Origin of the sequence: Loktanella sp. 3ANDIMAR09 (assembly GCF_001420005.1) — a bacterium.
In the GTDB taxonomy this organism is placed as follows: Bacteria; Pseudomonadota; Alphaproteobacteria; order Rhodobacterales; family Rhodobacteraceae; genus Loktanella.
In genome coordinates this window covers 117,834-143,094 of the sequence record NZ_LJAK01000001.1, presented here as the reverse complement: position 1 = coordinate 143,094, position 25,261 = coordinate 117,834, and the positions used below count along the sequence as shown (strand labels likewise).

Annotated in this window: 26 protein-coding genes; 18 read left to right on the top strand and 8 right to left on the bottom strand. The window is 62.0% G+C overall.

The features are described 5' to 3' along the window. The first annotated feature begins 38 nt into the window (after positions 1-38). The 4 genes from AN189_RS00730 (at position 39) to AN189_RS00715 (ending at position 4,394) form a co-directional block, all read left to right on the top strand. Positions 39-1,010 carry an ABC transporter substrate-binding protein gene (locus tag AN189_RS00730; RefSeq protein ID WP_253279535.1) on the top strand — a complete coding sequence of 324 codons (972 nt, stop codon included), beginning with the start codon at positions 39-41 and terminating at the stop codon, positions 1,008-1,010. Between the two features lie 206 nt (positions 1,011-1,216). Beyond that, the gene (locus AN189_RS00725) at positions 1,217-2,605 is read left to right on the top strand and encodes a cytochrome ubiquinol oxidase subunit I (RefSeq protein WP_056030623.1); all 1,389 of its coding nucleotides are present in this window, start codon (positions 1,217-1,219) and stop codon (positions 2,603-2,605) included. A gap of 2 nt (positions 2,606-2,607) precedes the next feature. Then, the gene (locus AN189_RS00720; RefSeq protein ID WP_056029517.1) at positions 2,608-3,618 is read left to right on the top strand and encodes a cytochrome d ubiquinol oxidase subunit II; all 1,011 of its coding nucleotides are present in this window, start codon (positions 2,608-2,610) and stop codon (positions 3,616-3,618) included. An 89-nt stretch (positions 3,619-3,707) separates the two neighbouring features. Then, positions 3,708-4,394 (top strand): CatB-related O-acetyltransferase, encoded by a 687-nt coding sequence (locus tag AN189_RS00715; RefSeq protein ID WP_172794828.1) that lies wholly within the window; start codon positions 3,708-3,710, stop codon positions 4,392-4,394. Here the strand turns inward: AN189_RS00715 and idi are convergent, their stop codons facing one another. The 4 genes from idi to chlG are packed head-to-tail and all read right to left on the bottom strand — an operon-like array spanning position 4,395 to position 8,296. Further along, entirely contained in the window at positions 4,395-4,928 is a 534-nt protein-coding gene (idi, locus tag AN189_RS00710) for an isopentenyl-diphosphate Delta-isomerase (protein WP_056029511.1), read from the bottom strand. Continuing rightward, the gene (locus AN189_RS00705) at positions 4,925-6,106 is read right to left on the bottom strand and encodes a geranylgeranyl diphosphate reductase (RefSeq protein ID WP_056029508.1); all 1,182 of its coding nucleotides are present in this window, start codon (positions 6,104-6,106) and stop codon (positions 4,925-4,927) included. The genes idi and AN189_RS00705 overlap by 4 nt, the downstream gene beginning before the upstream one ends. Before the next feature lie 2 nt (positions 6,107-6,108). Beyond that, positions 6,109-7,389, bottom strand: coding sequence for a BCD family MFS transporter (locus AN189_RS00700; protein WP_056029505.1), 1,281 nt, complete (start codon positions 7,387-7,389; stop codon positions 6,109-6,111). 1 nt (position 7,390) lies between these two features. Continuing rightward, positions 7,391-8,296 (bottom strand): chlorophyll synthase ChlG, encoded by a 906-nt coding sequence (gene chlG / locus AN189_RS00695; protein WP_056029502.1) that lies wholly within the window; start codon positions 8,294-8,296, stop codon positions 7,391-7,393. Between the two features lie 137 nt (positions 8,297-8,433). Between chlG and AN189_RS00690 the strand changes: the two genes are divergently transcribed. The 12 genes from AN189_RS00690 (at position 8,434) to AN189_RS00635 (ending at position 21,179) form a co-directional block, all read left to right on the top strand. Further along, positions 8,434-9,219, top strand: a complete 786-nt coding sequence (locus AN189_RS00690; protein ID WP_056029499.1) for a ThuA domain-containing protein — start codon at positions 8,434-8,436, stop codon at positions 9,217-9,219. Then, positions 9,216-10,277, top strand: coding sequence for a Gfo/Idh/MocA family protein (locus AN189_RS00685; RefSeq protein ID WP_216597713.1), 1,062 nt, complete (start codon positions 9,216-9,218; stop codon positions 10,275-10,277). The genes AN189_RS00690 and AN189_RS00685 overlap by 4 nt, the downstream gene beginning before the upstream one ends. Next, a complete protein-coding gene (locus AN189_RS00680; RefSeq protein ID WP_056029496.1) occupies positions 10,274-11,923 on the top strand; it encodes a glycosyltransferase family 4 protein in 1,650 nt (549 codons plus the stop codon). Before AN189_RS00685 ends, AN189_RS00680 begins: the two co-directional genes overlap by 4 nt. An 87-nt stretch (positions 11,924-12,010) precedes the next feature. Beyond that, positions 12,011-12,796: a hypothetical protein gene (locus AN189_RS00675; protein WP_056029494.1), complete on the top strand. Its 786-nt coding sequence runs from the start codon at positions 12,011-12,013 to the stop codon at positions 12,794-12,796. Further along, the gene (locus AN189_RS00670) at positions 12,780-14,165 is read left to right on the top strand and encodes a tetratricopeptide repeat protein (protein ID WP_056029491.1); all 1,386 of its coding nucleotides are present in this window, start codon (positions 12,780-12,782) and stop codon (positions 14,163-14,165) included. Before AN189_RS00675 ends, AN189_RS00670 begins: the two co-directional genes overlap by 17 nt. Before the next feature lies 1 nt (position 14,166). Further along, entirely contained in the window at positions 14,167-14,571 is a 405-nt protein-coding gene (locus AN189_RS00665) for a DUF6165 family protein (protein ID WP_056029488.1), read from the top strand. Continuing rightward, entirely contained in the window at positions 14,568-15,341 is a 774-nt protein-coding gene (locus AN189_RS00660; protein ID WP_056029485.1) for an FkbM family methyltransferase, read from the top strand. Before AN189_RS00665 ends, AN189_RS00660 begins: the two co-directional genes overlap by 4 nt. Before the next feature lie 80 nt (positions 15,342-15,421). Further along, positions 15,422-16,222, top strand: a complete 801-nt coding sequence (locus AN189_RS00655) for a flagellar motor protein MotB (RefSeq protein ID WP_056029482.1) — start codon at positions 15,422-15,424, stop codon at positions 16,220-16,222. 78 nt (positions 16,223-16,300) lie between these two features. After that, complete coding sequence (locus tag AN189_RS00650; RefSeq protein ID WP_056029479.1) at positions 16,301-17,602, top strand: flagellar hook protein FlgE; 1,302 nt, start codon at positions 16,301-16,303, stop codon at positions 17,600-17,602. Between the two features lie 18 nt (positions 17,603-17,620). Further along, positions 17,621-19,066 (top strand): flagellar hook-associated protein FlgK, encoded by a 1,446-nt coding sequence (flgK, locus tag AN189_RS00645; protein WP_056029476.1) that lies wholly within the window; start codon positions 17,621-17,623, stop codon positions 19,064-19,066. A gap of 2 nt (positions 19,067-19,068) precedes the next feature. Next, complete coding sequence (locus AN189_RS00640; protein ID WP_056029473.1) at positions 19,069-20,076, top strand: flagellin; 1,008 nt, start codon at positions 19,069-19,071, stop codon at positions 20,074-20,076. Positions 20,077-20,087: 11 nt separating this feature from the next. Then, the gene (locus AN189_RS00635) at positions 20,088-21,179 is read left to right on the top strand and encodes a flagellar basal body P-ring protein FlgI (RefSeq protein WP_056030619.1); all 1,092 of its coding nucleotides are present in this window, start codon (positions 20,088-20,090) and stop codon (positions 21,177-21,179) included. Between the two features lie 333 nt (positions 21,180-21,512). Here the strand turns inward: AN189_RS00635 and fliP are convergent, their stop codons facing one another. Genes fliP through AN189_RS19710 form a run of 3 tightly spaced genes read right to left on the bottom strand, consistent with a single transcriptional unit; the run spans position 21,513 to position 22,885 of the window. Continuing rightward, positions 21,513-22,193, bottom strand: a complete 681-nt coding sequence (fliP, locus tag AN189_RS00630) for a flagellar type III secretion system pore protein FliP (protein ID WP_253279534.1) — start codon at positions 22,191-22,193, stop codon at positions 21,513-21,515. Between the two features lie 40 nt (positions 22,194-22,233). Then, positions 22,234-22,530, bottom strand: a complete 297-nt coding sequence (locus AN189_RS00625) for a FliM/FliN family flagellar motor C-terminal domain-containing protein (RefSeq protein WP_056029467.1) — start codon at positions 22,528-22,530, stop codon at positions 22,234-22,236. Beyond that, positions 22,523-22,885: a hypothetical protein gene (locus tag AN189_RS19710; protein ID WP_172794827.1), complete on the bottom strand. Its 363-nt coding sequence runs from the start codon at positions 22,883-22,885 to the stop codon at positions 22,523-22,525. The genes AN189_RS00625 and AN189_RS19710 overlap by 8 nt, the downstream gene beginning before the upstream one ends. A gap of 3 nt (positions 22,886-22,888) precedes the next feature. On the opposite strand from AN189_RS19710, the gene AN189_RS19705 reads away from it, so the two are divergent. After that, positions 22,889-23,179, top strand: a complete 291-nt coding sequence (locus AN189_RS19705; RefSeq protein ID WP_172794826.1) for a hypothetical protein — start codon at positions 22,889-22,891, stop codon at positions 23,177-23,179. Here the strand turns inward: AN189_RS19705 and fliF are convergent. Further along, positions 23,085-24,641, bottom strand: a complete 1,557-nt coding sequence (gene fliF / locus AN189_RS00615) for a flagellar basal-body MS-ring/collar protein FliF (RefSeq protein WP_056029463.1) — start codon at positions 24,639-24,641, stop codon at positions 23,085-23,087. The two genes, AN189_RS19705 and fliF, sit on opposite strands and share 95 nt — an antisense overlap. Before the next feature lie 119 nt (positions 24,642-24,760). On the opposite strand from fliF, the gene fliL reads away from it, so the two are divergent. Continuing rightward, positions 24,761-25,246 carry a flagellar basal body-associated protein FliL gene (gene fliL, locus AN189_RS00610; protein ID WP_056029460.1) on the top strand — a complete coding sequence of 162 codons (486 nt, stop codon included), beginning with the start codon at positions 24,761-24,763 and terminating at the stop codon, positions 25,244-25,246. The last annotated feature ends 15 nt before the right edge of the window (positions 25,247-25,261 follow it).

The window sequence follows — 25,261 nt, the reverse complement described above, 5'->3', positions numbered from 1 at the left end:
GGCGTAACCTCAACAAGGAGAACGATATGAGACATCTGATGACAGCGGCGATGCTGACCTTTGTCGCGGGACAGGCCAGCGCGCAGGACAATGACGTGACGCTGCAATTGCAGTGGGTCACCCAATCCCAGTTCGCGGGCTATTACGTCGCGCAGGACAAGGGATTTTACGAGGCAGAGGGGCTGAACGTCACCATCCTGCCCGGCGGTCCCGATATTGCGCCGCCGCAAGTGCTGGCCGGTGGCGGTGCTGATGTGATGCTGAACTGGATGCCCAGCGCGCTGGCGGCCCGCGAAAAGGGTCTGCCGGTCGTGAACATCGCGCAGCCGTTCAAATCGTCCGGCCTGATGCTGACCTGCTGGAAGGATACCGGCATCACATCGGTGGAGGATTTCCGTGGCAAGACCATCGGCGTCTGGTTCTTTGGCAACGAATACCCGTTCCTGAGCTGGATGAGCCAGGCGGGCATCCCCACTGATGGTGGTGAGGAGGGCGTCACGGTGCTGAAGCAGGGGTTCAACGTCGATCCGCTGTTGCAGCGTCAGGCCGATTGCATTTCGACCATGACCTACAACGAATACGGTCAGGTGCTGGATGCGGGCGTCAGCCCCGACGAGCTGGTCACGTTCAAGTACGAGGATCAGGGCGTTGCCACGCTGGAAGATGGCATGTGGGTGCTGGAAGAAAACCTGGAGGACCCGGCATTCGTCGAGAAGATGACACGCTTTGTCAGGGCGTCGATGGAAGGGTGGAAATACGCCGAAGCCAATCCCGATGAGGCCGCACAGATCGTGCTGGACAACGACATGACCGGCGCACAGGGCCTGGAGGCGCAGCAGCGCATGATGTCCGAGGTCGCCTTGCTGACGGCGGGATCGAACGGCGCGCTGGACGAGGCTGATTACCAGCGCACCGTCGATACGCTGCTGGCCGGCGGGTCCGATCCGGTCATTTCCCAAGCACCGACCGGTGCATGGACCAGCGTCATCACGGATGCTGCACTGAACTGATGACAAAAGGCGCCGCGGCCACGGTCGCGGCGTCATTCAAACGGCAGCCGCGATCCGCGACCTGCTGACGCAGCATCTTGAATCCTCAGGAAATGGGGCGTTTTACACCCGCCATCTGACTGTGCGTATTGTCGCACGGACTTTTGCTGCAACCGCGAAATCCATAAATCTAAGTCAACGATGAACCTGTGTTGACGGAGCTTGCGGTGGACACCCTTCTACTCTCTCGTATCCAGTTTGGTGCGAATATTTCATTTCACATTCTATTCCCGACGATCACGATCGCGCTGGGCTGGGTGCTGCTGTTCTTTAAGCTTCGGTTCAACAAGACCGGCGACCAGAAGTGGATGGACGCCTACATGTTCTGGGTGAAAATCTTTGCCCTGTCATTCGCCATGGGCGTGGTGTCGGGCATCACGATGTCGTTCCAGTTCGGCACCAACTGGCCGGGGTTCATGGAAACCGTGGGCAACGTGGCGGGTCCGCTGCTGGCCTACGAGATCATGACGGCGTTTTTCCTGGAGGCCGTGTTTCTGGGGATCATGCTGTTCGGTGCATCCCGTGTGAAAAACTGGGTGCATACGCTGGCGACGTTCCTGGTGGCGTTCGGCACGACGATGTCGACGTTCTGGATCATCGTGCTGAATTCCTGGATGCATACGCCGCAAGGCTTTGAGGTGATCGACGGTGTGGTCCATGCGACCAACTGGATGGAGATCATCTTCAACCCCTCCATGCCGTACCGGTTCGTGCACATGATGCTGGCGTCCGGCCTGACGGTGGCATTCCTGATCGCGGGTATCTCTGCCCTGCGGATGCTGTGGGGTGATCGCGGCGAGGCGGTGAAATCCACGCTGCGGTTCGGCATCATCACGGGTGCCGTTCTGATCCCGCTGCAAATTCTGGCCGGTGACATGCATGGTCTGAACACGCTGGAATATCAGCCGGCCAAGGTGGCCGCGATGGAAGGCAACTGGGAAACGCAGTCAAACGTGCCGCTGGTGCTGTTCGCCGTGCCGAACCAGGAAACCCGGTCGAATGACTTTGAAATCAGCATTCCGAATGGTGCATCGCTGATCCTGACGCACAAGGCGGATGGTGTGGTGCCGGGTCTGAATGACTTTGTCGGTGAGGATGGCGAAATCCTGCACCCGCGTGTGGCCCCGGTGTTCTACGCGTTCCGCATCATGATCGGCACGGGTGTCGCCATGTTGCTGCTGTCCTGGGGTGGTGCGTTCCTGCTGCGTCGCTATGGTGCCGGCGAGATGCCCAAGCTGCCGCTGCTGGCCTTTACCGCGATGAGCTTTAGCGGGTGGATCGCGACGCTGGCGGGCTGGTACACGACCGAAATCGGGCGTCAGCCGTGGCTGGTGCAGGGTGTGCTGACGACCAAGGACGCGGTTAGCGATGTGCCTGCCAGCATGGTGCTGAGCACGCTGATCGGATACCTCGCGATTTATGCGGTGCTGATCGTGGCCTATATCGGTGTGATCACCTACCTCGCGCGGAAGGCGACAAAGGGAGAGCCGTTCTCGAACCGTCGCTACCCGCGCCGGGGTGAGGTCAACATCGCCACTTTGCAGCCGGGAGAATAACGATGGACCTGTTTGGTGATCCGGCTGTCTGGCTGCCGTGGACCTTTGCCGCACTCATGGGATTGTCGATCCTGATCTACGTGGTGCTGGACGGTTTCGATCTGGGTGTCGGTCTGCTGATGCCGCTGGCCAACGACGATGAAAAGGACAGGCTGGTCGCGTCGATCGGCCCGTTCTGGGACGCGAACGAAACCTGGCTGGTGCTGGCCGTCGGGTTGTTGCTGGTGGCGTTTCCGCCCGCGCATGGTGCGATCCTGACGGCGCTGTATCTGCCGGTATTTGTCATGTTGATCGGGTTGATCCTGCGCGGTGTGTCGTTCGAGATGCGCGCCAAGGCCCCATTGTCGCAAAAGGCGGCGTGGAATGGCGCGTTTTTCGCCGGGTCGCTGATGGCATCGCTGAGTCAGGGCTTCATGCTGGGCATGTACATCATGGGCCTGACTTGGACCCTGCCGCATGTCGGTTTCGCCGTGCTGACGGCCGTGTTCCTGACGGTCGGCTACAGTTTCATTGGCGCGGCCTGGCTGATCTGGAAAACCGACGGCGACCTGCAACAGCATGCGGTGCGCTGGGCCAAGGGTGGTATCTGGGGCTTGATATTAGGCATTGGCGCGATCTCATTGGCCACGCCGTTCGTCAGTTTCCGCATCTTTGAGAAATGGTTCAGCTGGCCCGAGATCGGCTATCTGTCACCGCTGCCGATCCTGTCGCTGGCGCTGGTCGGCTACCTGTGGTGGAAGCTGCGCCGCCTGCCGTTCGTCGATGACCGCTGGGCCTGGACGCCGTTTGCGGCGGCCACGGGATTGTTCGTCCTTGCCTACGGTGGGCTGGCCTATTCGTTCTATCCCTATGTCGTGCCGGAACAGATCACGATCTACGATGCGGCCTCCGCCCCCGAAAGCCTGATGATCATTCTGGTGGGCACGCTGTTCGTTCTGCCTGCCATCGCAGGCTATACGGTGCTGTCGTATTTCATTTTCCGCGGCAAGGCGACAGAGCTGCGTTACGACTGACAAATGTGCCCCGGTCCTGAATGATCGGGGCGCATTCGAATTGCGAAATTCGCGCCCCTCGCGCAGAGTGTCACCGTCCGGGCGAGGGCATGGAAATGTTGCTGCGCGGCCATAGAGAAAGCAGCGGCGCGGAGCGTATGATTATCAAGTATTTAAGACGGTTGCGGGCCAGACGCCGGCAGTACAGAAATGTTTCCAAAAGCGCGAAGCTGGAATGGCCGGTCAGTCCGGGCGGTGCCATCATCAAGGATCGTGCAAGCATCGGGCGCTATACCTACCTCATACGTGGCACGCGGGTGGCGCGCGGCACCACGATCGGCCGCTTTTGCACGATTGCGACGGGAGTGGACATTGGTCCGCCGGAACACCCGATGGATTGGATGAGTGTCCACTCTTTCCAGTACAATACAGGTCACTTTCGGGACGTTCCCGGCTACGACAAGCCGCGCCGGATCAAACACAAGTCACGCCCGAGCACGGCGATCGGCCATGACGTATGGATCGGCACGAAAGTTGTGGTGCGGCGGGGGGTCAAAGTCGGCGATGGTGCGATCCTTGGGGCAGGGTCGTTTGTGAACAAAGACGTGCCACCCCATGCCATCGTCGGCGGTATTCCGGCGCTGGTCATTCGCTATCGGTTCGATGCGGCGACGATCGCGCGGTTTCAGCGGGTGAAGTGGTGGACGCTTACCCCGCAGGAAATGGACGGCATCACTTTCAACGACGTAGATGCAGCATTGGACCAGATCGAACGGATCAAGGCCCCGGCTGACTGACTAGCCCACCGGCGTGGCCTCGCCAAAGATCGCCTGCGCGTGGTCAGCCAGGTAGATTTTCAGCCACGGGGTAAAGGCCGTGGGGTCGCGCTCAACCTGTGCCATCAGATCACGCAACGCGACCCAGCGGGTCGCCATGACCTCTTCGGGGTTGGGGATGACAGGCAGATCGGCGGGGGCATCGGCGGTATAGACCTCGACCACCTCGTGTTCGATCAGGCCGCCGCCAACATCCGCGCGATATTCAAGGCGGTCGCGATGGGTCAGTGTCAGGCCAGTGATGCCTAACTCCTCGTTCAGGCGGCGCGTGGCGCAGGTCAGTGAATCCTCGCCCCAGTCGGGGTGGGTGCAGCAGGTGTTCGCCCAGAGGCCGGGCGTGTGGTATTTGCCCATCGCCCGTTGCTGGATCAGCACCTGATCGCCGCGCATGACAAAGACGCTGATCGCCTTGTGGCGCAGGCCACGCAGGTGGGCGTCCAGTTTTTCGACGGGCGTCAGGGTGCCGTCGATCCATGCGGGGATCATCACCGTCATGTGCGGGTGACGCTGACCAGCCCTGACAGATGGGCGAGGTTCTTGATGCCGATTTTCAGGTGCGCCATGGGCCGTGCCTTTACCAGTGCCTTGTTCATATAGGCCTCGAACGTCAGTTTCTGAACATCGACGTCGTGGCAGAGCGACACGAACCGTTCGCGCCGTTCATCGCTGCGGTAATAGGCGTTTTGCATCGCGCCGAGAACCCGGAATACCTGTTTGTGTTCCCGCATGAACAGTTTGCGGGCCAGTTGCAGGTCCTTGGCGCGGCCGGTTTTGAGTTTCGCCGCAGCAGCGGTCGCGGCGACGCGACCACCGACCATGGCGTAATAGATGCCTTCGCCAGACGACGGGGCCACGACACCGGCCGCGTCACCGGCCAGCACGACGTCGCTGCCGTTGTCCCAACGGTCCAGCGGTTTCAGCGGGATCGGCGCACCTTCGCGGCGGATGGTCTTGCAGTCGGTCAGACCGTGGGCGGCGCGCAGGTCGGCGGTGGCCTGTTTGACGTCCACTGATTTGACCAGCGACCCCATGCCGATGCTGGCCTGACCGCCGTGGGGGAAAATCCAGCCGTAGAAATCGGGCGAGATCTTGCCGTCATAGATCACGTCGCAGCGCTTGGGGTCGTAGGTGGCGTTGGCGGCGGGGGCCTCGACGATTTCGTGGTAGGCGATGACGTAGGGGATTTTATCGCCGCCCGGCACGCATTGGGCCGCAACCTTGGACCGCGCACCGTCGGCACCGATGATCATCTTGGTGGACAGGGTGCGTTCGTCGCCCGTTTCCTTGTCCCGGTAAACAACGTGGCTGCCGTCCGCGTCGCGGGTGATGCGCACGAATGTCCCGGCGATCAGATCGGCCCCGGCTGATACGGCGCGGTCACGCAGGAATGGGTCGAAATGTTCGCGGTCCACCATCCCGACAAAACCGTTCTCGATCGGGATATCGACGTGGCGCTGGGTGGGGGACACCATCCGTGCGGTCGTGATTTTCGCGACAAGCTGTGCGTCGGGGATGAAAAAGTCAGCGATCAGGCGGGGCGGGATTGCGCCACCGCAGGGTTTGATCCGGCCCAACCGGTCCAGCATCGCGACCCGGTGGCCGGAACGGACCAGATCCTCGGCGGCAGTGGCCCCGGCAGGGCCTGCGCCCACGACAACGACATCATATTTCATGGCTATTCTCCCGGAACGAGTGTGGATGCGGACGCACGGTGGCGGTCCATGATTTTCGCGGCCATCAGGGCGGCGGTCAGAAACAGGGCCGCCTCGAAGATGAAGACAGAGCCAAAGGCCTGTGCGTCGCCAAGGGCGGTGCGGCCCAGATCGACAAGGGCAGCACCCGTCAGCCCGCCAAAGCCTGCGGCGACCGCCTGTGCGGCCCCCCACAGGCCCATGCGCGTGCCTTCGCGGCGGTCGCGGCCCTGGCCTGCCAGCGCCATCATCGACCCGATGGCGGCGACGGCGAACATGCCGTTGAAGAAACCGAGTGCCACGACAACGGGCACCAGCGGTGCACCCGGCCCCATTGGCCCGATGAAAGCGAGTGCCGCCAGCGATGCGGCGGACCCGATGCAGCCTGCGACGACCCAGCCGCGCAGGCCGCCGATCTTGAACCCGGTGGCAAGGATGCCAACGGCCAGCATTCCGACGAATGTGCCGCCGTTCTGTGCGCCCGACAGGGAGGTGGACTGGCCGGGTGTAAAGCCAAAGACGAGGCCGGCGTAGGGTTCCAAGATCAGTTCCTGCATGAAATAGGCGGTCATCGAGAGGAACACGAAAAGCGTGAAGTTGCGCGCGCGGCGTTCGGCCCAGACCTCTGCCAGGCCCTGGCGAAAGGGAGTGGCGTCGGGTTCCGTGACCTTGATCAGGCGGCGTTCGAGGCCCCAGACGGCGAGGGTGGTCAGGGCTATGGCGGCGGTCACGACGATGGTGACGACCTTGAGCAGCAAGGCGGGCGTGTATGGATCAAGGAAGGCACCCACGGTGCCAGCGGTGACCGCGATGCCAAAGATCATCATCAGCCATGTGATCGTGGCGGCGGCGGCGCGGCGGTGGGGGGCGGTGGTCGTCGCCAGCAGTGCCAGCAGTGACGTGCCGGATGCGCCGACACCCAGACCGATCAGTGCATAGGCGATGATGGACACGGTCAGACCCAGCGCAAAGCCGGCGGGGAACAGCAGGATCGCCACGGTCGCCAGCAGTGCGCCTGCGGCAAGGATCGCCATGCCGCCGACGATCCAGCGGGTGCGCTGTCCGCCCGCGTCAGAGGCAAAGCCCCACTTGGGGCGACTAAGCTGGATGCCGTAGTGCAATGCCACCAGCGCGCCGGGGAGGACGGCGGCCAGTGACAACTCGACCACCATGAGGCGGTTCAGGGTGGATGTGGTCAGGACCACGATTGCGCCAAGGCACATTTGCACGAGGCCAAGTCGCATGATCTGGAACCACGTCAGCATGTCAGACTCCGATACTGCGCAGGGCGGTGGCTGTGACCATCATGCCTGCGATGAAAAACAGGATGCCCATGCCCTGATACCATTGCGCACGTCCCAGCGGATCACGCAGCAGGGTGCGCATGGCGATCAGCTGGATGGCGAGCAGGGCGGCGACGGCGGTGCCGTGCAGCAGCTTGCCGTTGAGGTCGAGCAGGATAATGACCGCGATCTGCGGCAGGGTCATGGCCCAGCAGGCCACGCGCGCGGCGCGGGCCGGGCCCAGGACAACGGGCAGTGATCGCAGGCCGAGGGCGCGGTCACCGGTCACGGATTTGAAATCGTTGAGCACCATGATGCCATAGGCCCCGATCCCGTAGAGCGTGGCTGTGACCATGATGAGGGGGGGCGGCGCACCGGCCGACAGCACGGCAGCGCCGGTGATCCACGGCAGGGTTTCATAGGCCAGACCACAGAGCAGCGGTCCCCACAGGGGCGAACGTTTCGCCCGGAGCGGCTCTGCCGAATAGGCCCAGGCGGCAGCACAGGCGAGTGCGGTTGCACCAAACCCCCATGCGCCCAGTTGCCAGCCGATGGCCAGCGATAGCGCGGTCATCGCCAGTGCAATCCACAGGCCCCAGCGGCCCGGGACGGCACCGGACGGGATGGGGCGATCCGGTTCGTTGATCGCATCGACGTGGCGGTCGCACCAGTCGTTGGCAGCCTGGCTCATGCCGCAGGTCACCGGACCGGCGAGCACGACGCCCAGCGCCACCAGCGTCCAGTCGGCTGACAATGTGCCGACGGACACGACGCCACACAGGTAGGCCCACATGGGCGGGAACCAGGTCCACGGCTTGACCAGGCGCAACAGGGCGCGCGGCGCGGGCCAGCGGCGCTGTGGTACGGGGTGATCGGCAAGGGTGCTCATGGGTGTCAGTCTAGCTAGACATATACCCTGCGGGCAAGTGTAAACTAAAGCGGACAGATTCGGATTTGGCCAAACAGCATTTGCACTTTTTCTGCGCCCGATGCACCGTGACCGAAACGATTTGGAAAGGGCCTGCCATGGCTATTCGCGTCACCGTCTGGAACGAAAACGTCCACGAAACACATAACAAGATCGTCGGCGATCTGTATCCCCGTGGCATCCACGGCGCGATTGCGGATGCGCTGAACAAGGCAGAGGGAATCGCTGCCACCACCGCCACGCTGCAAGAGCCGGAGCACGGACTGACGCAGGAACGGCTGGACAACACCGACGTTCTGATCTGGTGGGGCCATGCGGCGCACGGCGATGTCGATGACGCCGTGGTTGCGCGCGTGACCGAGGCGGTCTGGTCCGGCATGGGATTCATCGCGCTGCATTCCGCGCATTTCGCCAAGCCGTTCAAGCGTCTGATGGGCAGCGCCTGCAACCTGACCTGGCGCGAGGCGGGGGAACGCGAACGCCTATGGGTCACGTCACGGAATCATCCCATCACGGCGGGGCTGCCCGATCATTTCGAACTGGAAAACGAGGAAATGTACGGCGAACCCTTTGGCGTGCCGGAACCGCTGGAAACGGTCTTTGTCAGCTGGTTTCAGGGCGGCGAGGTGTTCCGGTCCGGGCTGACGTATAAACGCGGTGCGGGCAACGTGTTCTATTTCCGCCCCGGACACGAGACCTATCCAACCTATCACGATGCGAACATTCAGCGCGTGATCACCAATGCCGTGCGCTGGGCGCATAATCCCGCGATGCGCGATCCTGCCCCGACAGACGCGCCCAACGTGCCCGTGGAAAAGGCGCTGGAACCCATCGAGGCGCGCGGGCCAAGCCTGCACGCGGATGGCGAAGAGGGTTTCAAGTGAGCGATCCCATACGTGTCCTGATCGTGGGGACAGGCGGCATGGCCCATGCCCATGCCAGTGCCTATCAGGCGATGGAGGGGGTCGAACTGGTCGGCGGTGTCGACCGGAATCCCGAAAATCTGCATGAATTCAACGCGCAATACGGGATCACCCACGGGTTCGATTCCGTGATCGAGGCGATCCAATGGGGGGAATTCGACGCGGTGTCCAACGTGACGCCCGACGCCGTGCATTTCCCGACGACCATGCCGCTGCTGGCAGCGGGCAAGCATGTGTTGTGCGAAAAGCCGCTTGCCGTGACCTACGCCGATGCAGCACAGATGGCGGTGGCCGCGCAGGCGGCAGGTGTCGTGAACATGGTCAATCTGACTTATCGCAACATTCCCGCGATCATGGAGGCCCAGCGACTGGTCGCCAGCGGTGCCATCGGCGAGGTCCGGCACTTTGAGGCGTCCTATCTGCAAAGCTGGCTGACCCAGCCCGCCTGGGGGAAATGGGACGAAGAAGAACAATGGCTGTGGCGGCTGTCGTCGAAACACGGGTCATTGGGTGTGCTGGGCGATGTAGGGGTGCATATCCTTGATTTCGCGACATTCGTTGCGGGCGCGGATTCGGCTGCGGTGTCGTGCCGGCTCAGGACGTTCGACAAGGCGCCTGGCGGGCAGATCGGCGCCTATGTGCTGGATGCCAACGACAGTGCGACGATGCAGGTGCAACTGACCAACGGGGCGATCGGCGTGGTGCACGCCAGTCGCTATGCCAGCGGACACATGAACGACCTGCGCCTGCGGGTTTTCGGAACCGAAGGTGGTCTGGATGTGCGCTGGGAGGATAACCAGTCCGTCTTGCGGGCCTGTCTGGGGGACCAGATCGGCACGGCTGCGTGGGAGTATCTGGAGGTGCCGCCCGTGCAGACCAACTATGTCCGGTTCATCGAGGCCATTCGCGCGGGGCAATCGGTCCTGCCCGATTTTGCGCGTGGTGCGACGTTGCAGCGGGCGCTGGATGCGGCGGTGCTGAGTGACGGTGACGGCTGTCGGGATATCGTTCTGGGATGACCGGGCCCGCGATCTTTTTCCATGCGGATGCGATCGAGGGTGAGGGCAAGGACCTGGTGGGACGGCGCAGCGCGGGGCAATCGTTCCTGCGCGGTTTCCTGCAACATGTGCCGGGCGAGACCGTTCATGCGCTGGTGGAAACCCCCGCAGCGGCCAAGGTGTTTGACACGGTTGCGCGCGGTCTGGGCGAGGCGCGGCCCCTGTCTGCGATGGCGCTGAATTCCGGTGCGGATTTCACGGGGGTCGGGACGATCTTTTTCCCCGGTCCGGGATATATGCAGGCGGCATGGCAGCGGCAGCGGTTTGGCGCTGCGGCGTGCAGTCTGGTGGGCATCACGCATACGGTATCCACGCGGCGTGTGATGGAAGGGTTGCACAAACTGCTGGCCGAGCCTGTGCATGACTGGGACGCCGTGATCTGCACCAGTCGCGCGGTGCAATCCGTGGTCGCCCGCCAGATGGAAGAAGACGTGCTGTTCTATGCGGATCGGTTCGGGGCGACCCGGATGCCGATACCGCAACTGCCGGTGATACCGCTGGGGATTCATGTGGATGACTTTGTGCAGCGCGACGGTGCGCGGGCTGCAATGCGGGCGCGGTTCGGGGCGGATGATGCCTTTGTCGTCATGACCATGGGGCGTCTGACCAGTGTGGAAAAGGCAAACCCCGTGCCATTGTATCTGGCGCTGGAACAGGTCGCGCAGGATATGGGACGCCCGGTGCATCTGTGGCAGGTCGGCTGGGCCAACCGCGAAAAGGAGGCGGCGTTGCACCGTGATGCGGCGGCGGTGTTCTGTCCGTCGGTCAAGGTGGTGCAGATCGACGGGCGCGACGCGGACATCCGGCGCGATATCTGGGCGGGGGCCGATGTATTCACCCTGCCTGTGGACAACATTCAGGAAACATTCGGTCTGGTCCCGGTCGAGGCGATGGCGGCGGGATTGCCCGTTGTCATGCCCGATTGGAATGGGTTTCGTGACACGGTCGTGCATGGTGAGACGGGCATGTTGATCCCCACCCGCATGACCGGGCCGGGTCAACCCGTGGGGGCCGATCTGGCGGCGCGGTTCGCGGATGGGCGCGATGGCTACCTGCATCATCTGTCACTGATCCAACAGCAGACGCAGATTGATGTGGCCGCTTATGCCGATGCCCTGCGCGCTCTCGCGCTGGATGCAGGGTTGCGGGGCAGGATGGGGCAGGCCGGTGCGGCGCACGTGCGCGCGCATTATGACTGGGCGGCGGTCATTCCGCAGTATCTGGCACTGTGCGACGAACTGGCGGCGCGGCGGGCCGCAGCCAAGACCCGCCCGGCGGTGATGCCGTTGCAGATTGACCCCTTTGACCTCTATTCCGGGTATCCGACGGATCATGTCACGACGGATTGGGTCGTGTCACAGGTGCGACCGATGGGGCAGGATGCGCTTGCGTCACTTGATGCGCTGAATGGGCGCGGGCTGTACCGGCGCAAGCAATTGCCGGATGCGCGTATTTTGGGGTTTGTTGATGCGGCGGGGCGTGCCGGTATGGCCCGGATCGGCGACATTGCGGCGGCAATGGACCTGCGAGGCGACCTTGCCATCGCGGCGGCGCTGTTTCTGGCGAAATACGATTATCTGAAACTGGACCCGACCCCACCACAGTAAGGCCGTAATTTACGATATATTGACCAATCAACCGCCAGTCCGGACAAGTAACGGACCAAAGAACGCGGACGGCAAGAGGTTTGGGCAATGCAGCTATCGGTCAGATTTGAAAACACACAAGGGACAGAGCCGGGCAAAGGCCCTGTGCAGGTCGGCTGGTTTCTGAACCAGATGAAGGCCGGGATCGTCTATTTCCCGCCCGAACGGGTGCGGTCCGTGGACATGAACAAGACCCACGCGAAATCCGCAAGTCGCTGCCCTGCGGTCATCAACATGGAAAGCCGCTATTTCGTGGTGCGGTGCCCGTTCGATCTGAACCTCGAATTCGTCCGCGACAAGGACGGCAAGCCCGCGATGCGCAACCTCAACGGGGACCGCAGCGGCATCCGTGGCAACAAGCTACGTGAAAAACTGCATATCGCGGCGGAACATGAATGGCGTTACCCCGGCGTGCCGACCATCCAGCTGGAACTGCCATATACGTTCATCGCGGATGAGCCGGTTTACATGAGCCAGGTCGCGCCTTTCATGCATTATGCGAAAACGCCGCTGCCGGGCACGATTTTCGGTGGGCGGTTCCCGATCAATGTCTGGCCGCGTCCGCTGATGTGGGCGTTCGAGTGGGTCGACCATACCAAGCCGTTGGTCGTGAACCGGGGGGACCCGCTGTTCTACGTCACATTCGAGACGATGCCGCAGGACCGGTCGGTCGTCGTGCAGGAGGTCGAACAGACCGAGGACCTGAAGAATTACATGGAGCTGATTTCGGGCGCGGTGAACTACGTCAACCAGACGTTTTCACTGTTCGAAGCGGCAGAGGCGCGGCGTCCGAAAAAACTGGTCTGCCCGGTCAAGCGTGACCGGTCGGAGTGATGGCGCAGTGACGGATACGGCCAAGTCACTGTCCGAATTGCGTGCGTCAGCGGCGCAGGCGCATACGGATGGCGATACCGAAACCGCATTGCGCGCCTATGCCGCCTATCTGGCGCGGGTGCCAGGGGATGCGCGGATGTGGTCGAACCTGGGGGCGCTGCACCGGCGCGCGCACCGCACGCAGATGGCGCTGCTCGCCCATCAGCGTGCGTTGGCGCTGGCACCGGACGATGTATCCGTCATGAACAACGCGGCGAATGCGCTGTCCGATGTGGGGCAATACGATCAGTCGCTGGCCCTGCGGCACAGGTTGCTGGACCAGACCCCCGACGATCTGAACCATCTGGCGATGGTCGGGCGCTGCCTGCGCGGCAAGGGTGATTATGCAGCCGCGATACGCTGGCTGGAAGCCGCGCGCGCGCGGTTTCCCGATGATGCGGAATTGCAGATGCAGCTGGCCTTTGCGCAACTGGGGGCGGGGGATTACGCGCAGGCGTTCCGGAACTATCGCGCGCGTTGGCGTGCGGGAGAGTTGAAACCGCGCAATCTGCCGTTTCCCGAATGGACGGGTCAGCCGCTGGACGGCAAGACCATCGTGATCCTGCCCGAACAGGGATTTGGTGATGCGATCCTGTTTGCGCGCTTTGCCGCCGTGCTGCGGGGGCGTGGCGCGCGCGTGGTGATGCAGGTCAAGAAACCCCTGCGGCGTCTGTTCGCGGGGATCGATGGCGTCGATGCGATGGTGCCGGATCTGACGGCGGACACGCAGGCCGACTATTGGATCAATATCATGGACCTCGCGCTGCTGCATTTCGAGCAGGATGACACAGTGCCACCGCCGTGCCGCCTGACGATGCCCGTAGACAGCGTCGCGCGCGCGCGCGCCCTGCTGAAACCACACGCCGGCAAGATGCGGATCGGTGTCGTCTGGACCGGGTCCGTCACCTACAAGGGCAATGCATTCCGGTCGTTCAGCCACCGTAACTACCTTGGGCTGGCGGCCGTGCCGGGTGTCCAGCTTTTTTCGCTGTACAAGGGGCCGGAACTGGCACCCTACCACGCCGACGGCACGGACGGTGTGATCATCGACACAGGCAGCAGCGAACGCGACTTTGCGGATACGGCCGCGATGATGCGGCAACTGGATCTGGTGATCACGTCAGACACGGCCACGGCGCATCTGGCCGGATCGCTGGGCGTGCCGGTGTGGGTCGTTTTGCACTGGGATGCCTTTTGGGTGTACCGCCATGCGGGACCGACCACGGCATGGTATCCGTCAATGCGCCTGTTCCGGCAGCATGAACCATTAGACTGGGACGGCGTTATGGCGGATGTGACGTCAGCCGTTCGCGCCCAGATGGAGATTTGAGATGAAAGAGTTACTCGTTCCGACTGCACCCGGCGAATTGATCGACAAGCTGACGATCCTGCGCCTGAAAGAAGAAAAGATCACCGATCAGGCCAAGCTGACCAATGTCCGCCATGAGCGCCGCGTGTTGCAGGCTATTGCGGATCAGGCGTTGCAGCACAGCGCCGCGCTGACTGCGCTGTGGGATGAACTGTACCGGATCAACGCCGACCTGTGGGAAATCGAGGACGATATCCGTGCCTTTGAGGCCCGCCGCGATTTCGGCCCCGGTTTCATCGCCCTGGCGCGTGCGGTATATGTCACCAACGATCAACGCGCCGCCGTGAAAAAGCGGATCAACGTTCTGCTTGGCTCTGCCATCGTGGAAGAGAAGTCATACTACAGTCCGGAGAGCCAAAGCCTATGACCCCCCAAGACCGCGTCAATGCCGCCCGCAAGGAATTGCACGAGGTGCGCCAGCAGCTGTCCAAGATCCTCAAGACCGAGAAAAGCCGCAAGCGCGGCCCCGTCGTGCGGTTGCTGCATGAGGTCGCCAGCATGATGACGCCGGGATTCCCCTATACATCCCAGGCGGGCCAGGATCAGGTCGTGGATACGATTTTCAAGGGCAAGCGGGACGGCACCTTTTTGGATATCGGGGCGTTCAACGGAATAACTGGTTCAAATTCTCTGTATTTCGAGAAGTGGCGCGGCTGGACCGGCACCCTGGTCGAGCCGGTGAAAGCGTACCGTGATACGGCAGCAATGTGGCGCACGGCGCCCTGCCTGCCCTATGCGATCTCTGACAGCGACGGCGAGGCACCGTTCATTGCGGTGACCAAGGGCTATACCCAGATGAGCGGCCTGAAAGGCACCTACGACCCCAAGCTGCTGGAACGGGTGCGCGCCGATCCGCGCCACGCCGAGGACAGCATCACCGTGCCGACAAGGACTTTGAACGCCTTGTTCGACGAAATTGGCGTGACCGAGGTGGATTTTGTCTCGCTTGATATCGAGGGCGGAGAGCTGGCCGCGCTGCGGGCCTTTGACTTTGACAAGTACAAGGTCGGCGTCTGGGCGATCGAGAACAACACCACCGCGCGCGACATCGCGGCACTGATGCGCGAACATGGCTACAATCTGGCGGAATTCTGTGGCGTGGACGAGATCTATGTCCATAAGGATATCGCAACCTAAATCCGGCGCATTGCGCGTTTAGTGAGTTGTTCACTCCTGCGTTGTCATCCCCGCTTCAGGTGGCAACGCAGGGACCGGACATGAGCACTGGCAACAACCGACCGATCATCATCAAACGCAAGAAGGTCATCGCAGGTGGCGGGCACCACGGCGGGGCCTGGAAGGTCGCCTATGCGGATTTCGTGACGGCGATGATGGCGTTTTTCATGCTGATGTGGCTGCTGAACGCGACCACGGAACAGCAACGCGCGGGGATCGCCGATTATTTTGCGCCGACGATCCCGTTCAGCCAGTTGTCGGGCGGCGGTGACGGATCACTGTCGGGCGAGTCGCTGCAATCGCTGGATACGCTGTTGGAAATGGGCACTGGCGGCATTGCCGAGCTGGAAGGCGGGCCCGCCGCAGGTCTGGCCGATGCAGCCGACCGGCAGGCCTTGCGTGACCTTGAATCCGCCTTGCTGGGCCGGGGCGGCGAGTCGATGGAGCTGGAAAACGCCATGCGCCAGCTGGTGACCCGCATGACCGACGAAGGTCTGGTGATCGAGATTTTCGATCTGCCCGGCGCACCTATATTCATTGCTGATACGGCGCGCCCGCAGCCGGTGACGGTCACGCTGATCACCATGATCAGTCGCGTGATGGGGCTGGTGACGAATGATGTCGCGGTGGCGGCGCATGTGGCAGAGGGCCAGGGCGATCTGCCGTGGGACATGACGATGGACCGGGCGGGTCAGGTCCGTGCGCTGTTGCAGGTCACGGGCACGCAGCCTGACCGGATCGTGCGCACCACGGGTCATGCCGACCGGGTCCCACTTGTCAGTCCGGACACAGAGCTGCGCAACAACCGCGTGACGGTCACCCTGCTGCGGTCGGGTTTGTGATGGCCACGTTAGGAGGCCGTTAAGCCCACCGCGCTATGCACTGGTGCGATAGTTGTTTTCGCTTGGAAAGGCGCGTCCATGACCATTTCATCCTCCCTGAATGCCGGTGTCCTCGGATTGTCGGCCAATGCGACCCGCTTGGCCACGATTTCGGACAATATCGCCAATTCGCAGACCTACGGTTACAAGCGGGTCGAGGCTGATTTTCATTCGATGGTGATCGGTGATCAGCGCGGCATCTATACGGCGGGTGGGGTGCGCGCCACGACAACGCGGCTGATTGACCAGCGCGGTTCACTGGTGTCGACGACGAACGCCACCGATATCGCGGTGCGCGGACGCGGGATGTTTCCCGTGACGCCCGCGGTTTCTGTGGGCAGTGCCGACGGCAACAATCCGATGATGCTGCAGACGACCGGGTCGTTTCGGATCGATGATCAGGGTTATCTCAAGAGTGACAGTGGACTGGTCTTGATGGGGTGGCAGGCGAATCCCGATGGGGTGATACCGGCCTTTCCGCGCGATTCCGCCAACGGCCTGACGCCGGTGCGGATCAATACGAACCAATACCCGGGCGAACCCACGACACAGATGCGGTTCAGCGCGAATTTGCCTGCAACCGAAACCGTCGCGGGATCCGGCGGCGCAGTGCAGCCGTTGACCCTGGAATATTTCGACAACCTGGGGAAATCGGAAACCCTTTCGGTTGTTTTCTCGCCCACGGTTCCGGCAACTGGGTCGTCGAACGAGTGGACCATGACGATTACGGACAGTGCCAGCGACGACGCCACGATCGCGGAATATACCCTGACCTTTGATGCCAGTCGCGCAAACGGTGGAACGCTGACGAATGTGCAGACGGTGACCGGGAACGGCTATGTGCCCGCAACCGGGATGATCCAGCTGGATGTTGCAGGTGGGCCCATCGATTTCGATATCGGGGCGCTGGGCAGTCGTGATGGCATGACCCAGCTGTCAGACAGGTTTGCACAGGTCGTCTCGGAAAAGGACGGATCACAGGTGGGGAACCTGACGGGCATCGAAATTGACGCAAACGGCAATGTGCGCGCGTCGTTCGATATCGGGATCAATCGTATCCTCTATCAGGTGCCGCTGGCGGATGTGCCGAACGTGAATGGCCTGCAGGCGCTGGATCAGCAGGCCTATCGCGTCACCCCCGAATCTGGCGCGTTCTTCCTGTGGAATGCGGGCGATGGCCCAACGGGCGAGGTCGTCAATTTCGCACGTGAGGCATCGACCGTGGATATCGCTGGTGAGTTGACCGAACTGATCCAGACCCAACGGGCCTATTCGTCAAACGCCAAGGTCATCCAGACCGTGGATGAGATGCTTCAGGAAACCACCAATATCAAACGCTGACAAAACGGGACATGAGGCATGAGCATTTCGCAATCACTCAATAACGCGGTATCCGGCCTGAACGCCAACGCCCGACGTGCCGAGGTCATTTCTGCGAACCTCGCGAATGCCCAGACCGAAGGTTATGCGCGGCGGGAATTGCTGACCTCTGCCCAAACCGTCGGCGGCACCAGTGCCGGCGTCCGCATTGATGGAATCCGGCGGTACAGCGACCCGATCGTGCTGGGCGACCGGCGTCAGGCCGACGGTGAGGTCGCGTTTGCGGACACCCAAGTCGAAGCGCTGGCGCGCCTGATGGACCGGATCGGGACGCCTGACAGGCCTGACAGCCTCAGCGCGCGCCTGTCAGCGGTCGAGTCTGCGCTGACGACCGCAGCGGCCGATCCGTCCTCTGTCGCGCGGTTGTCGCAGGTCGTCGACAGGCTGTCCGAATTGACGGGTGCGATAAATGCGGTGTCGGAAGGCGTGACGGCCGAGCGCAGGCGGGCTGATCAGCGAATCGCATCGAATGTGGCTGACTTGAATACCGCGCTGCAACAGGTCGCAAAGCTGAATGCAGACATCAGTCGCACGGTTCTGACGGGTGGCGATGCCTCTGGTCTGATGGACAACCGCCAGGTTGTGGTGGACCGGATTGCCGCCCTGGTCCCGGTTCAGGAATCGACCCGGTCACAGGGTCAGATCGCGCTGCTGACGCTGTCGGGCAGTCCGCTTTTGGACGGTAAACCACCGACGATCGGTTTTGACCCGACGCCTGGTCTGACAGAGGATCAGCTGCAGTCTGAGGGTACGCTTTCGGGTCTGACGATCAACGGACGCCCCCTCGGACGAGATGGCGTCGGCATCCTGCGCGGTGGCGAAATCGCATCGCAGTTCATGCTGCGCGATCAAACGCTTGTGACCGCACAGCGCAACATTGACGCGGTCGCAACGGATCTTGTAGCCCGCTTTGCCGCCACGGGTGTTGATCCGTCACTGGGACCAGGTGGTGCAGGACTGCTGACGGACGCGGGCGGTCCGCTGCTGGCGGGCGCAGAGACAGGATTGGCTGGCCGGATTGCAGTGAATGCGGCAGTGGATCCGCAGCAGGGCGGGGACCCTGCGCGGCTGCGCGACGGTCTTGCGGCCACGACATCGGCCCCGGTCGGTCAGAATGCACAGCTGCTACGGTATGCAACAGCAATGCAAACACCGCGATTGTCGTCACTGACGACGACGCCTGTGACCGCTGCAAGACTGGTGGCTGATTTTGGCGAGGGTTTGTCCGTCCAACAACTGCAGGCGGATCGCACCACGACCTTTGCAACGGCGCGGCGCGATGCGCTGCGCGTCGCCGAATTGGCGGGCGGGGTCGATACCGACGCTGAACTTCAACGCCTTTTGCAGGTTGAACAAGCCTACGCCGCCAATGCACGGCTCATGCAGACAATCCAGGACATGATGCAAAGACTGATGGAGATCTAGCGATGAACGGACTGTCAATTGGAGATCGCGCGCAAGCCTTTCAAAGCCTGCGCAATGGTCAGACATTGAAATCGAACCTCGATCGCCTCGCCCAAGAGCTGTCGACTGGTCGTCCAGCCGATATGGTGCAGCATCTGTCAGGACGCACGTCTGAACTGGCGACACTGTCGGGGGACATCGAAACGATTGATGCTTTTCTTGCGGCATCCTCTGCGTTCGACCTTGAACTGACGCGCAAACAGGCCGTGCTGGAGGCGGTCGCAAATCCAGCCATCGAGCTGGGCGCGCGCTGGCTGACGGTCACATCGACGACGCCGCAATCGCAAATCGTCCGGGCGGAGGCCGATGGACGGGCACTTCTTGGGCAGGCGATTTCGCAGATCAACGAACGTGTTGGTGGCAGGTCCTTGTTTGCGGGGGCTGCGGTGGATCGCACGCCACTTGCTGACGTTGAAAGACTATTGTCAGAACTCGATACGGTTGTCGCGGGGCTGACCGATCCAGCGGGTATTACTGCAGCGATTGATCAATGGTTTTCGGATCCCGTCGCGGGCTACAGCGCTGTCATCTACGGCGGCGATGCAGGACCACCCGTGATGCGCAGCGTGAATTCCGGTGAAAACATACCTGTGCCTGGGCGCGCGGACGATCTGGCATTGCGCGACACGCTTGCAGCAGTGGCTACTGTTGCCATGGGCGGGCGGATCGCTGACCGTCTGACCGTTGAAACCAGGGCGGATTTGCTGCGACGCGCTGGTGCGGACCTGATGCCGGCGGCCAATGGCCTGATCGCGCTGGCCGGCGACATCGGCGCGATCCAGGCCCGCCTGGACGCCAGTGTGACCTACCAGTCAGCGCAGCGAACGGCCTTTGAGATGGCCCGCAACACCATAGTGCAGGCTGATCCATTCCAGACAGCCACTGCACTTCAAACTGCGCAGCAGCAGTTGGAATTGCACTATACCGCAACGGCGCGCCTGTCCCGCCTCAGCCTGGCGACCTACCTGTGATCCGGTTTCTGATGATCCTTGTCACAGGGTTTGCGTGTTTGATGCAAACCGCTGCGGCTGCGCAAATTCGGCTGAAGGACTTGGTAGAATTCGATGGCGTCCGCACCAACGACCTTGTCGGGTATGGGCTGGTCGTCGGTCTGAACGGGACAGGCGACGGGTTGCGCAATGCCCCATTCACCGAAGAAATCATGGTCAATATCCTCGAACGGCTGGGGGTAAATGTCACCGGCGAAGAATTTCGACCCAAAAATGTTGCTGCCGTCCTTGTCACGGCACGGTTGCCGCCTTTTGCCCGCGCGGGCAGTCCGATCGACGTGACCGTATCGGCCATCGGCGACGCCAAGAGCCTGTTGGGTGGAACCCTGATCATGACACCTCTGAACGCCGCCGATGGAGAAATCTATGCGGTCGCGCAAGGAACGGTGATCGCCGGTGGCGTCGCCGCCGAAGGAGAAGGGGCAAGGGTGACGCAAGGTGTGCCAACCGCCGGACTGATACCGTCGGGGGCGACAGTTGAACGCGAGGTCGCCTTTGATTTCACGGCCCTGACCTCAATCCGCCTCGCATTGAGGACGCCCGACTTTACCACTGCGGCACGGATCGAATCGGCGATAAACCATACATTCGGAAAACGGGTGGCATGGATGCTGGACGCAGGCACTGTGGAATTCGACATCGCAGCGACATCCATGGCATCGCCGGCACACGCGATCGGCCGGATCGAGGCGCTGACGGTCGCACCCGAACGTCGCGCGCGCGTTGTCGTGGACCAGGCATCCGGGACCATCGTCATGGGCGAGGATGTGCGAATCAGTCGGGTCGCTGTCAGCCAGGGCAATCTGACATTGCGTGTGCAGGAGGCCCCGCTCGTGTCCCAGCCGAATCCATTTTCGGAAGGGGAAACTGTGGTCGTGCCGCGCACCAATGTGGGTATCGACGAGGAGCCGGGGATCAACATGGCAGAGCTGCCAGAAGGCACGACACTTAGCCAGGTTGTTGCAGGGTTGAATGCGCTGGGCGTCTCGCCGCGCGACATGATCGATATCCTCAAGAGCATCAAGGCCAGCGGTGCCCTGCATGCGGAGTTCATTGTCCAGTGAATCGAAAATGAATTTGTCGGCTGGTCAGTGGCAGGTCGTGGATCGTGACGGAAAATGCGGGGCGACGACCCCACAGGGCTGCCGGCGGATCACGGAATTCAACATGTGTATGTTGCACCGATCGTCGGCCGGTCTTCATCGTTCATCGTTCATCGTTCATCGTTCATCGTTCATCGTTCATCGTTCATCGTTCATCGTTCATCGTTCATCGTTCATCGTTCGTCAGCGTGGCCGGGTCCAAGCGTGACCGCACCGCACCGCTTTGGCCAAGACAGCGGCTGAGACATGTGGATCAGGGCGGCCGGTCGAACGACATTGGCGATCTAGCCGTGTCTATCCGTATCCCCGCACAAGGCTTGCCGCGAGGAGTGACCAGCCATCGGCCACAACGAAAAACGCCAATTTGAACGGGAGCGACACGATCGCGGGCGGCACCATCATCATTCCCATGGACATCAGGACTGCCGCGACCACGAGGTCGATGATCAGAAACGGGAGGAAAATCAGAAAGCCAACTTGGAACGCGCGGGCGATTTCGCTGAGTAGGAAAGACGGCACAAGCACCGATAGCGGAGCCTGGTCCAGAGGAGCGGCAGGATCGAGATCTGGACGCAATGCGCCGAGATCGGACAGCGTGTCCGGATCGACGCGCGCAAGCATGAAGTCCTGCAAAGGTGCCATCGCGCGTGCCAATCCGTCCGCCAAGGGGAGTGTGCCGTCCATCATGGGCGCGATGCCCTGCACATAGCTTTCGGTGAAAACGGGTTCCATGACGAAGTATGTGAGGAACAATGCAAGACTGACCATCAACATGTTCGGTGGTGATTGCTGAAGTCCGATAGCCTGGCGCAAAATCGCAAGTACGGTAACCATGAAGGGAAAGCAGGTCACCATGATTGCGATCCCCGGCACAAGGCTGAGGACCGTGATCAGCACAAGAAGCTGCACCGAGCGCGTGGCCAGCGATGCATCGCTGCCCAGGTCGAGGGTCAATTCCTGGGCTTCGGCTGGCATGCCCCAAACGAGCAACACCAGCGGCAGGACACTGACAGCTTTAGGAAAGAGTGCGTGCATCGCTGACAATTTCTGTGAGGCGGACCGCGAGTTGTCCGGCTTCAGACCCGTCCAATTCGTGAAGTTCACCCCGCGCGATGAGTTTGTCCCCGACATAAAGTTCGACCGGGTCATCAATCCGGCGGTCGAGTGGAAGGATCGCGCTTTGTGAAAGCGTGAGAAGGTCCTTGATCAAGGGTCGGGCCTTGCCGACCGAAACCGTGACCTCGATCGGAATCTGTTGCAGGGGGCCTGCGTTGCGGCCGCCGTCGGTTTGGGTGTTTTGGGGTTCATCCATGATCGAATTCCTTGGTTTCGGGGGTGTCCAGTTGCGCGATCAGAGCGGCGATCGCTTCAATGAGCGATTGCCTGTCAAAGAGTGTCTCGCCTGGGGTGCCGTGCAGATGTGCTGCCAGCGGCGACACGGTATCGTCGGGCAGCAGTTTGACGCGTGCACCCAGGGTTGGGGAAAGTGCCGACGCAATAGGCCCGACCGCATCGGGGTGCAGACGAAGGGTCAGGGGCTGTTCCGAAATCTGGTCAGCCGCCACCTGAAGACAATTCAGGATGTCGTGGCGCAGCGCATCCGGGGCGCAGAGCGGTAGAAGGTGGTCCGTCAGGACAGCGAGAAGCGGTCGGAGGCCGGACAGCACCTGATGGGAGGCTTCTGCATAAGTGAATGTCAGATCGGCAATGGTCTGAGCAGCCTCGACCGTAATGGCGTCACGATGACGTGCGGCCTCTGCCAGCCCCGCCCGGTGGCCGGCAGCGTAGCCGGGCAAGTCTTCGTCGCGGGGGGCTTCCGCGGGCGCATCATCGGCAAAATCCTCGAACAGGTTCGAAAGTCCCATTTCAGCGGGCTTCCTTGTCGTTGGAATCCATCCAGTCGTGCAGGATCTGCACTGTTTCGCTTTCGCGTTCGGCGATCATTGCGCGCAGTCGGCTGACCGGATCGACGGGCTGGGTTGCTGTGGGGGCGGCTATCGGCATGTTCGTCATGTTGTCGATCACCTCGCCACCGTATGGCCCGGATACGTCAGCGACACCGGGTGCAGGCAGCGCGGCGGTCGCGGAATTGGTCAGGATCGGTCGTACGACAAAGAGCCCCAGGATCAACGCAACGACAGCAAGAATGGCGAGCTGTATGATCCGCATCAGGCTGAGCGGACCGGCGAGCAACCCGGGTGTCGCTGCCTCGCTGCCTGATGGAGGTGACGTGCCGAACGACATCGACCTGAGGGTGATCACATCGCCACGCGCCTCATCGAGGCCGATCGCAGACGAGACAAGTGCGGTCAGATCGGCCAATTCCTCTGGCGTGCGGGGGATGAGCGTCTCCGTGCCGTCCTCGGCCAGATCGCGCCGATCGTTGACGAGGACAGCAACGGTCAGGCGGCGGACTGCACCCGGCGTGCGGGTGATCTGACGTTCGACCTGCGACACCTCGAAATTTGTCAGAGCGCGGGTTTCGCTGTTCTGGTTGGACGATGTGCCGTCGCCCCCCGCAGCACCGTCCGGCACATTCGATGCCACGCCCACGGCACCCGCAGCGGTGCCCTGCGCCGTGGACGCGGTTTCGGTGACGTCCGTGCTGATCGCTATACGCGATTCGGGATCGACGGTGCGTTCGACGATCTGTTCTGCCTCGGTCACAGTGTCGACGGATACTTCTACGACGGCATTTCCGGGCCCCACGCGGGCGGCCAGCAGGCGTTCCGCGCGCGCGCGCAAGAGTGCTGCCCTGTCGGATCCTGCGGTCATGGCGGACAGATCCTCGGCCCCGGACAAGAGTCCCCCCCGATCATCGATAATTGCAACATCGCCTGGTTGCAGACCACTGACTGCCGCCGCCACAAGGTATTGCAGGGCATCGATCTGTTGTTTTCCAAGACCGCCTGCGGCGGTTGTGACGGTCACAGCCGCTGTCGGCGCTTCGGGTCGTCGAAAAGGGCGGTCGCCTGCGCTTGAGATATGGACGCGGGCGGCGCGGATCGCGGGGTTGGCGAGGATGGTCCGTGCCAGTTCGCCTTCCTTGGCGCGCCAGTAGGCCGCGTCGAACATCTGGCTGGTGGTGCCGAACCCGGACAGGCCGTCCAGAAGTTCGTATCCTTGGACGCCGATCTGCGGCAGACCCTCGCCAGCGAGCGACATCCGCAACATGTCACGGTCCGTGCGCGGGACGTAGATGGCCCCGCCACGCACTTCGTACACCGCACCGCGCTGGTCCAGTGCCGTGATCACCTCGCCTGCCGCAGCGGGTTCAAGGCCGCCGAAAAGCAACGTCAGATCACGTTGTGACGCCCCCCGTGCAAGCAGGAGCACGGCCAGAAAGATGACAACGGACGCCCCGATCGCAATCAGGCGTCGAGATGCGCCAAGCGATGTCCAGACGGATGCCAATCCTTGCATGATCTCTCCGATTCTCGGGCTTCTGCCGCAATGCTCCCTTGGTTTGGGGCAACAGACTTAACAATCGGTTAGGGCTTGTCGGTTTATTTCTGGTCCCATCAGACAAACCGGAGGATGTCATGGCAGAGGCGACAGCGACCGACATGGATGGGACGCCGAAAAGGTCGAAACTACCTCTATTTATAGGGGTTTTGTTGGCTGTGCTGGCGGCGGCCGGTGCCTATTTCGGCGTTTCCAGGATGCTGTTTGCCCCTGAGGCTGATGCCGAATCAGGTGATGCCGTGGTGGTTGAAGCGGCTGAGGTGATACCGCCCGTGGCATTCGTTCCGCTGGAGCCGATGATCGTCTCGCTACGCGGTATGCAATCGCATTTGCGTTTCTCTGCCCAGGTCGAGGTCGCGCCCGGTGCCGAAAGCGAGGTAGCAGCCCTGATGCCGCGCATGATCGACGTTTTGAACGATTATCTCCGGGCGGTTGATGCCGCGGCATTGTCGGATCCGGGTGCCTTGATCCGTTTGCGCAGCCAGATGTTGCGGCGCCTTCAGATCGTCGTGGGCGATGATCGGGTACGCGATCTGCTCATCATGGAATTCGTGATCAACTAGAAAGGTTGCTATGTC

Coding starts and splice junctions, on each gene's coding strand:
- AN189_RS00730 (WP_253279535.1), top strand. CDS start 39: ATGACAGCGGCGATGCTGACCTTTGTCGCGGGACAGGCCAGCGCGCAG.
- AN189_RS00720 (WP_056029517.1), top strand. CDS start 2,608: ATGGACCTGTTTGGTGATCCGGCTGTCTGGCTGCCGTGGACCTTTGCC.
- AN189_RS00715 (WP_172794828.1), top strand. CDS start 3,708: ATGGAAATGTTGCTGCGCGGCCATAGAGAAAGCAGCGGCGCGGAGCGT.
- idi (WP_056029511.1), bottom strand. CDS start 4,928: ATGACGGTGATGATCCCCGCATGGATCGACGGCACCCTGACGCCCGTC.
- AN189_RS00705 (WP_056029508.1), bottom strand. CDS start 6,106: ATGAAATATGATGTCGTTGTCGTGGGCGCAGGCCCTGCCGGGGCCACT.
- AN189_RS00700 (WP_056029505.1), bottom strand. CDS start 7,389: ATGCTGACGTGGTTCCAGATCATGCGACTTGGCCTCGTGCAAATGTGC.
- chlG (WP_056029502.1), bottom strand. CDS start 8,296: ATGAGCACCCTTGCCGATCACCCCGTACCACAGCGCCGCTGGCCCGCG.
- AN189_RS00690 (WP_056029499.1), top strand. CDS start 8,434: ATGGCTATTCGCGTCACCGTCTGGAACGAAAACGTCCACGAAACACAT.
- AN189_RS00680 (WP_056029496.1), top strand. CDS start 10,274: ATGACCGGGCCCGCGATCTTTTTCCATGCGGATGCGATCGAGGGTGAG.
- AN189_RS00675 (WP_056029494.1), top strand. CDS start 12,011: ATGCAGCTATCGGTCAGATTTGAAAACACACAAGGGACAGAGCCGGGC.
- AN189_RS00665 (WP_056029488.1), top strand. CDS start 14,167: ATGAAAGAGTTACTCGTTCCGACTGCACCCGGCGAATTGATCGACAAG.
- AN189_RS00660 (WP_056029485.1), top strand. CDS start 14,568: ATGACCCCCCAAGACCGCGTCAATGCCGCCCGCAAGGAATTGCACGAG.
- AN189_RS00655 (WP_056029482.1), top strand. CDS start 15,422: ATGAGCACTGGCAACAACCGACCGATCATCATCAAACGCAAGAAGGTC.
- AN189_RS00650 (WP_056029479.1), top strand. CDS start 16,301: ATGACCATTTCATCCTCCCTGAATGCCGGTGTCCTCGGATTGTCGGCC.
- flgK (WP_056029476.1), top strand. CDS start 17,621: ATGAGCATTTCGCAATCACTCAATAACGCGGTATCCGGCCTGAACGCC.
- AN189_RS00640 (WP_056029473.1), top strand. CDS start 19,069: ATGAACGGACTGTCAATTGGAGATCGCGCGCAAGCCTTTCAAAGCCTG.
- AN189_RS00635 (WP_056030619.1), top strand. CDS start 20,088: ATGATCCTTGTCACAGGGTTTGCGTGTTTGATGCAAACCGCTGCGGCT.
- fliP (WP_253279534.1), bottom strand. CDS start 22,193: ATGCCAGCCGAAGCCCAGGAATTGACCCTCGACCTGGGCAGCGATGCA.
- AN189_RS00625 (WP_056029467.1), bottom strand. CDS start 22,530: ATGGATGAACCCCAAAACACCCAAACCGACGGCGGCCGCAACGCAGGC.
- AN189_RS19705 (WP_172794826.1), top strand. CDS start 22,889: ATGGGAGGCTTCTGCATAAGTGAATGTCAGATCGGCAATGGTCTGAGC.
- fliF (WP_056029463.1), bottom strand. CDS start 24,641: ATGCAAGGATTGGCATCCGTCTGGACATCGCTTGGCGCATCTCGACGC.
- fliL (WP_056029460.1), top strand. CDS start 24,761: ATGGCAGAGGCGACAGCGACCGACATGGATGGGACGCCGAAAAGGTCG.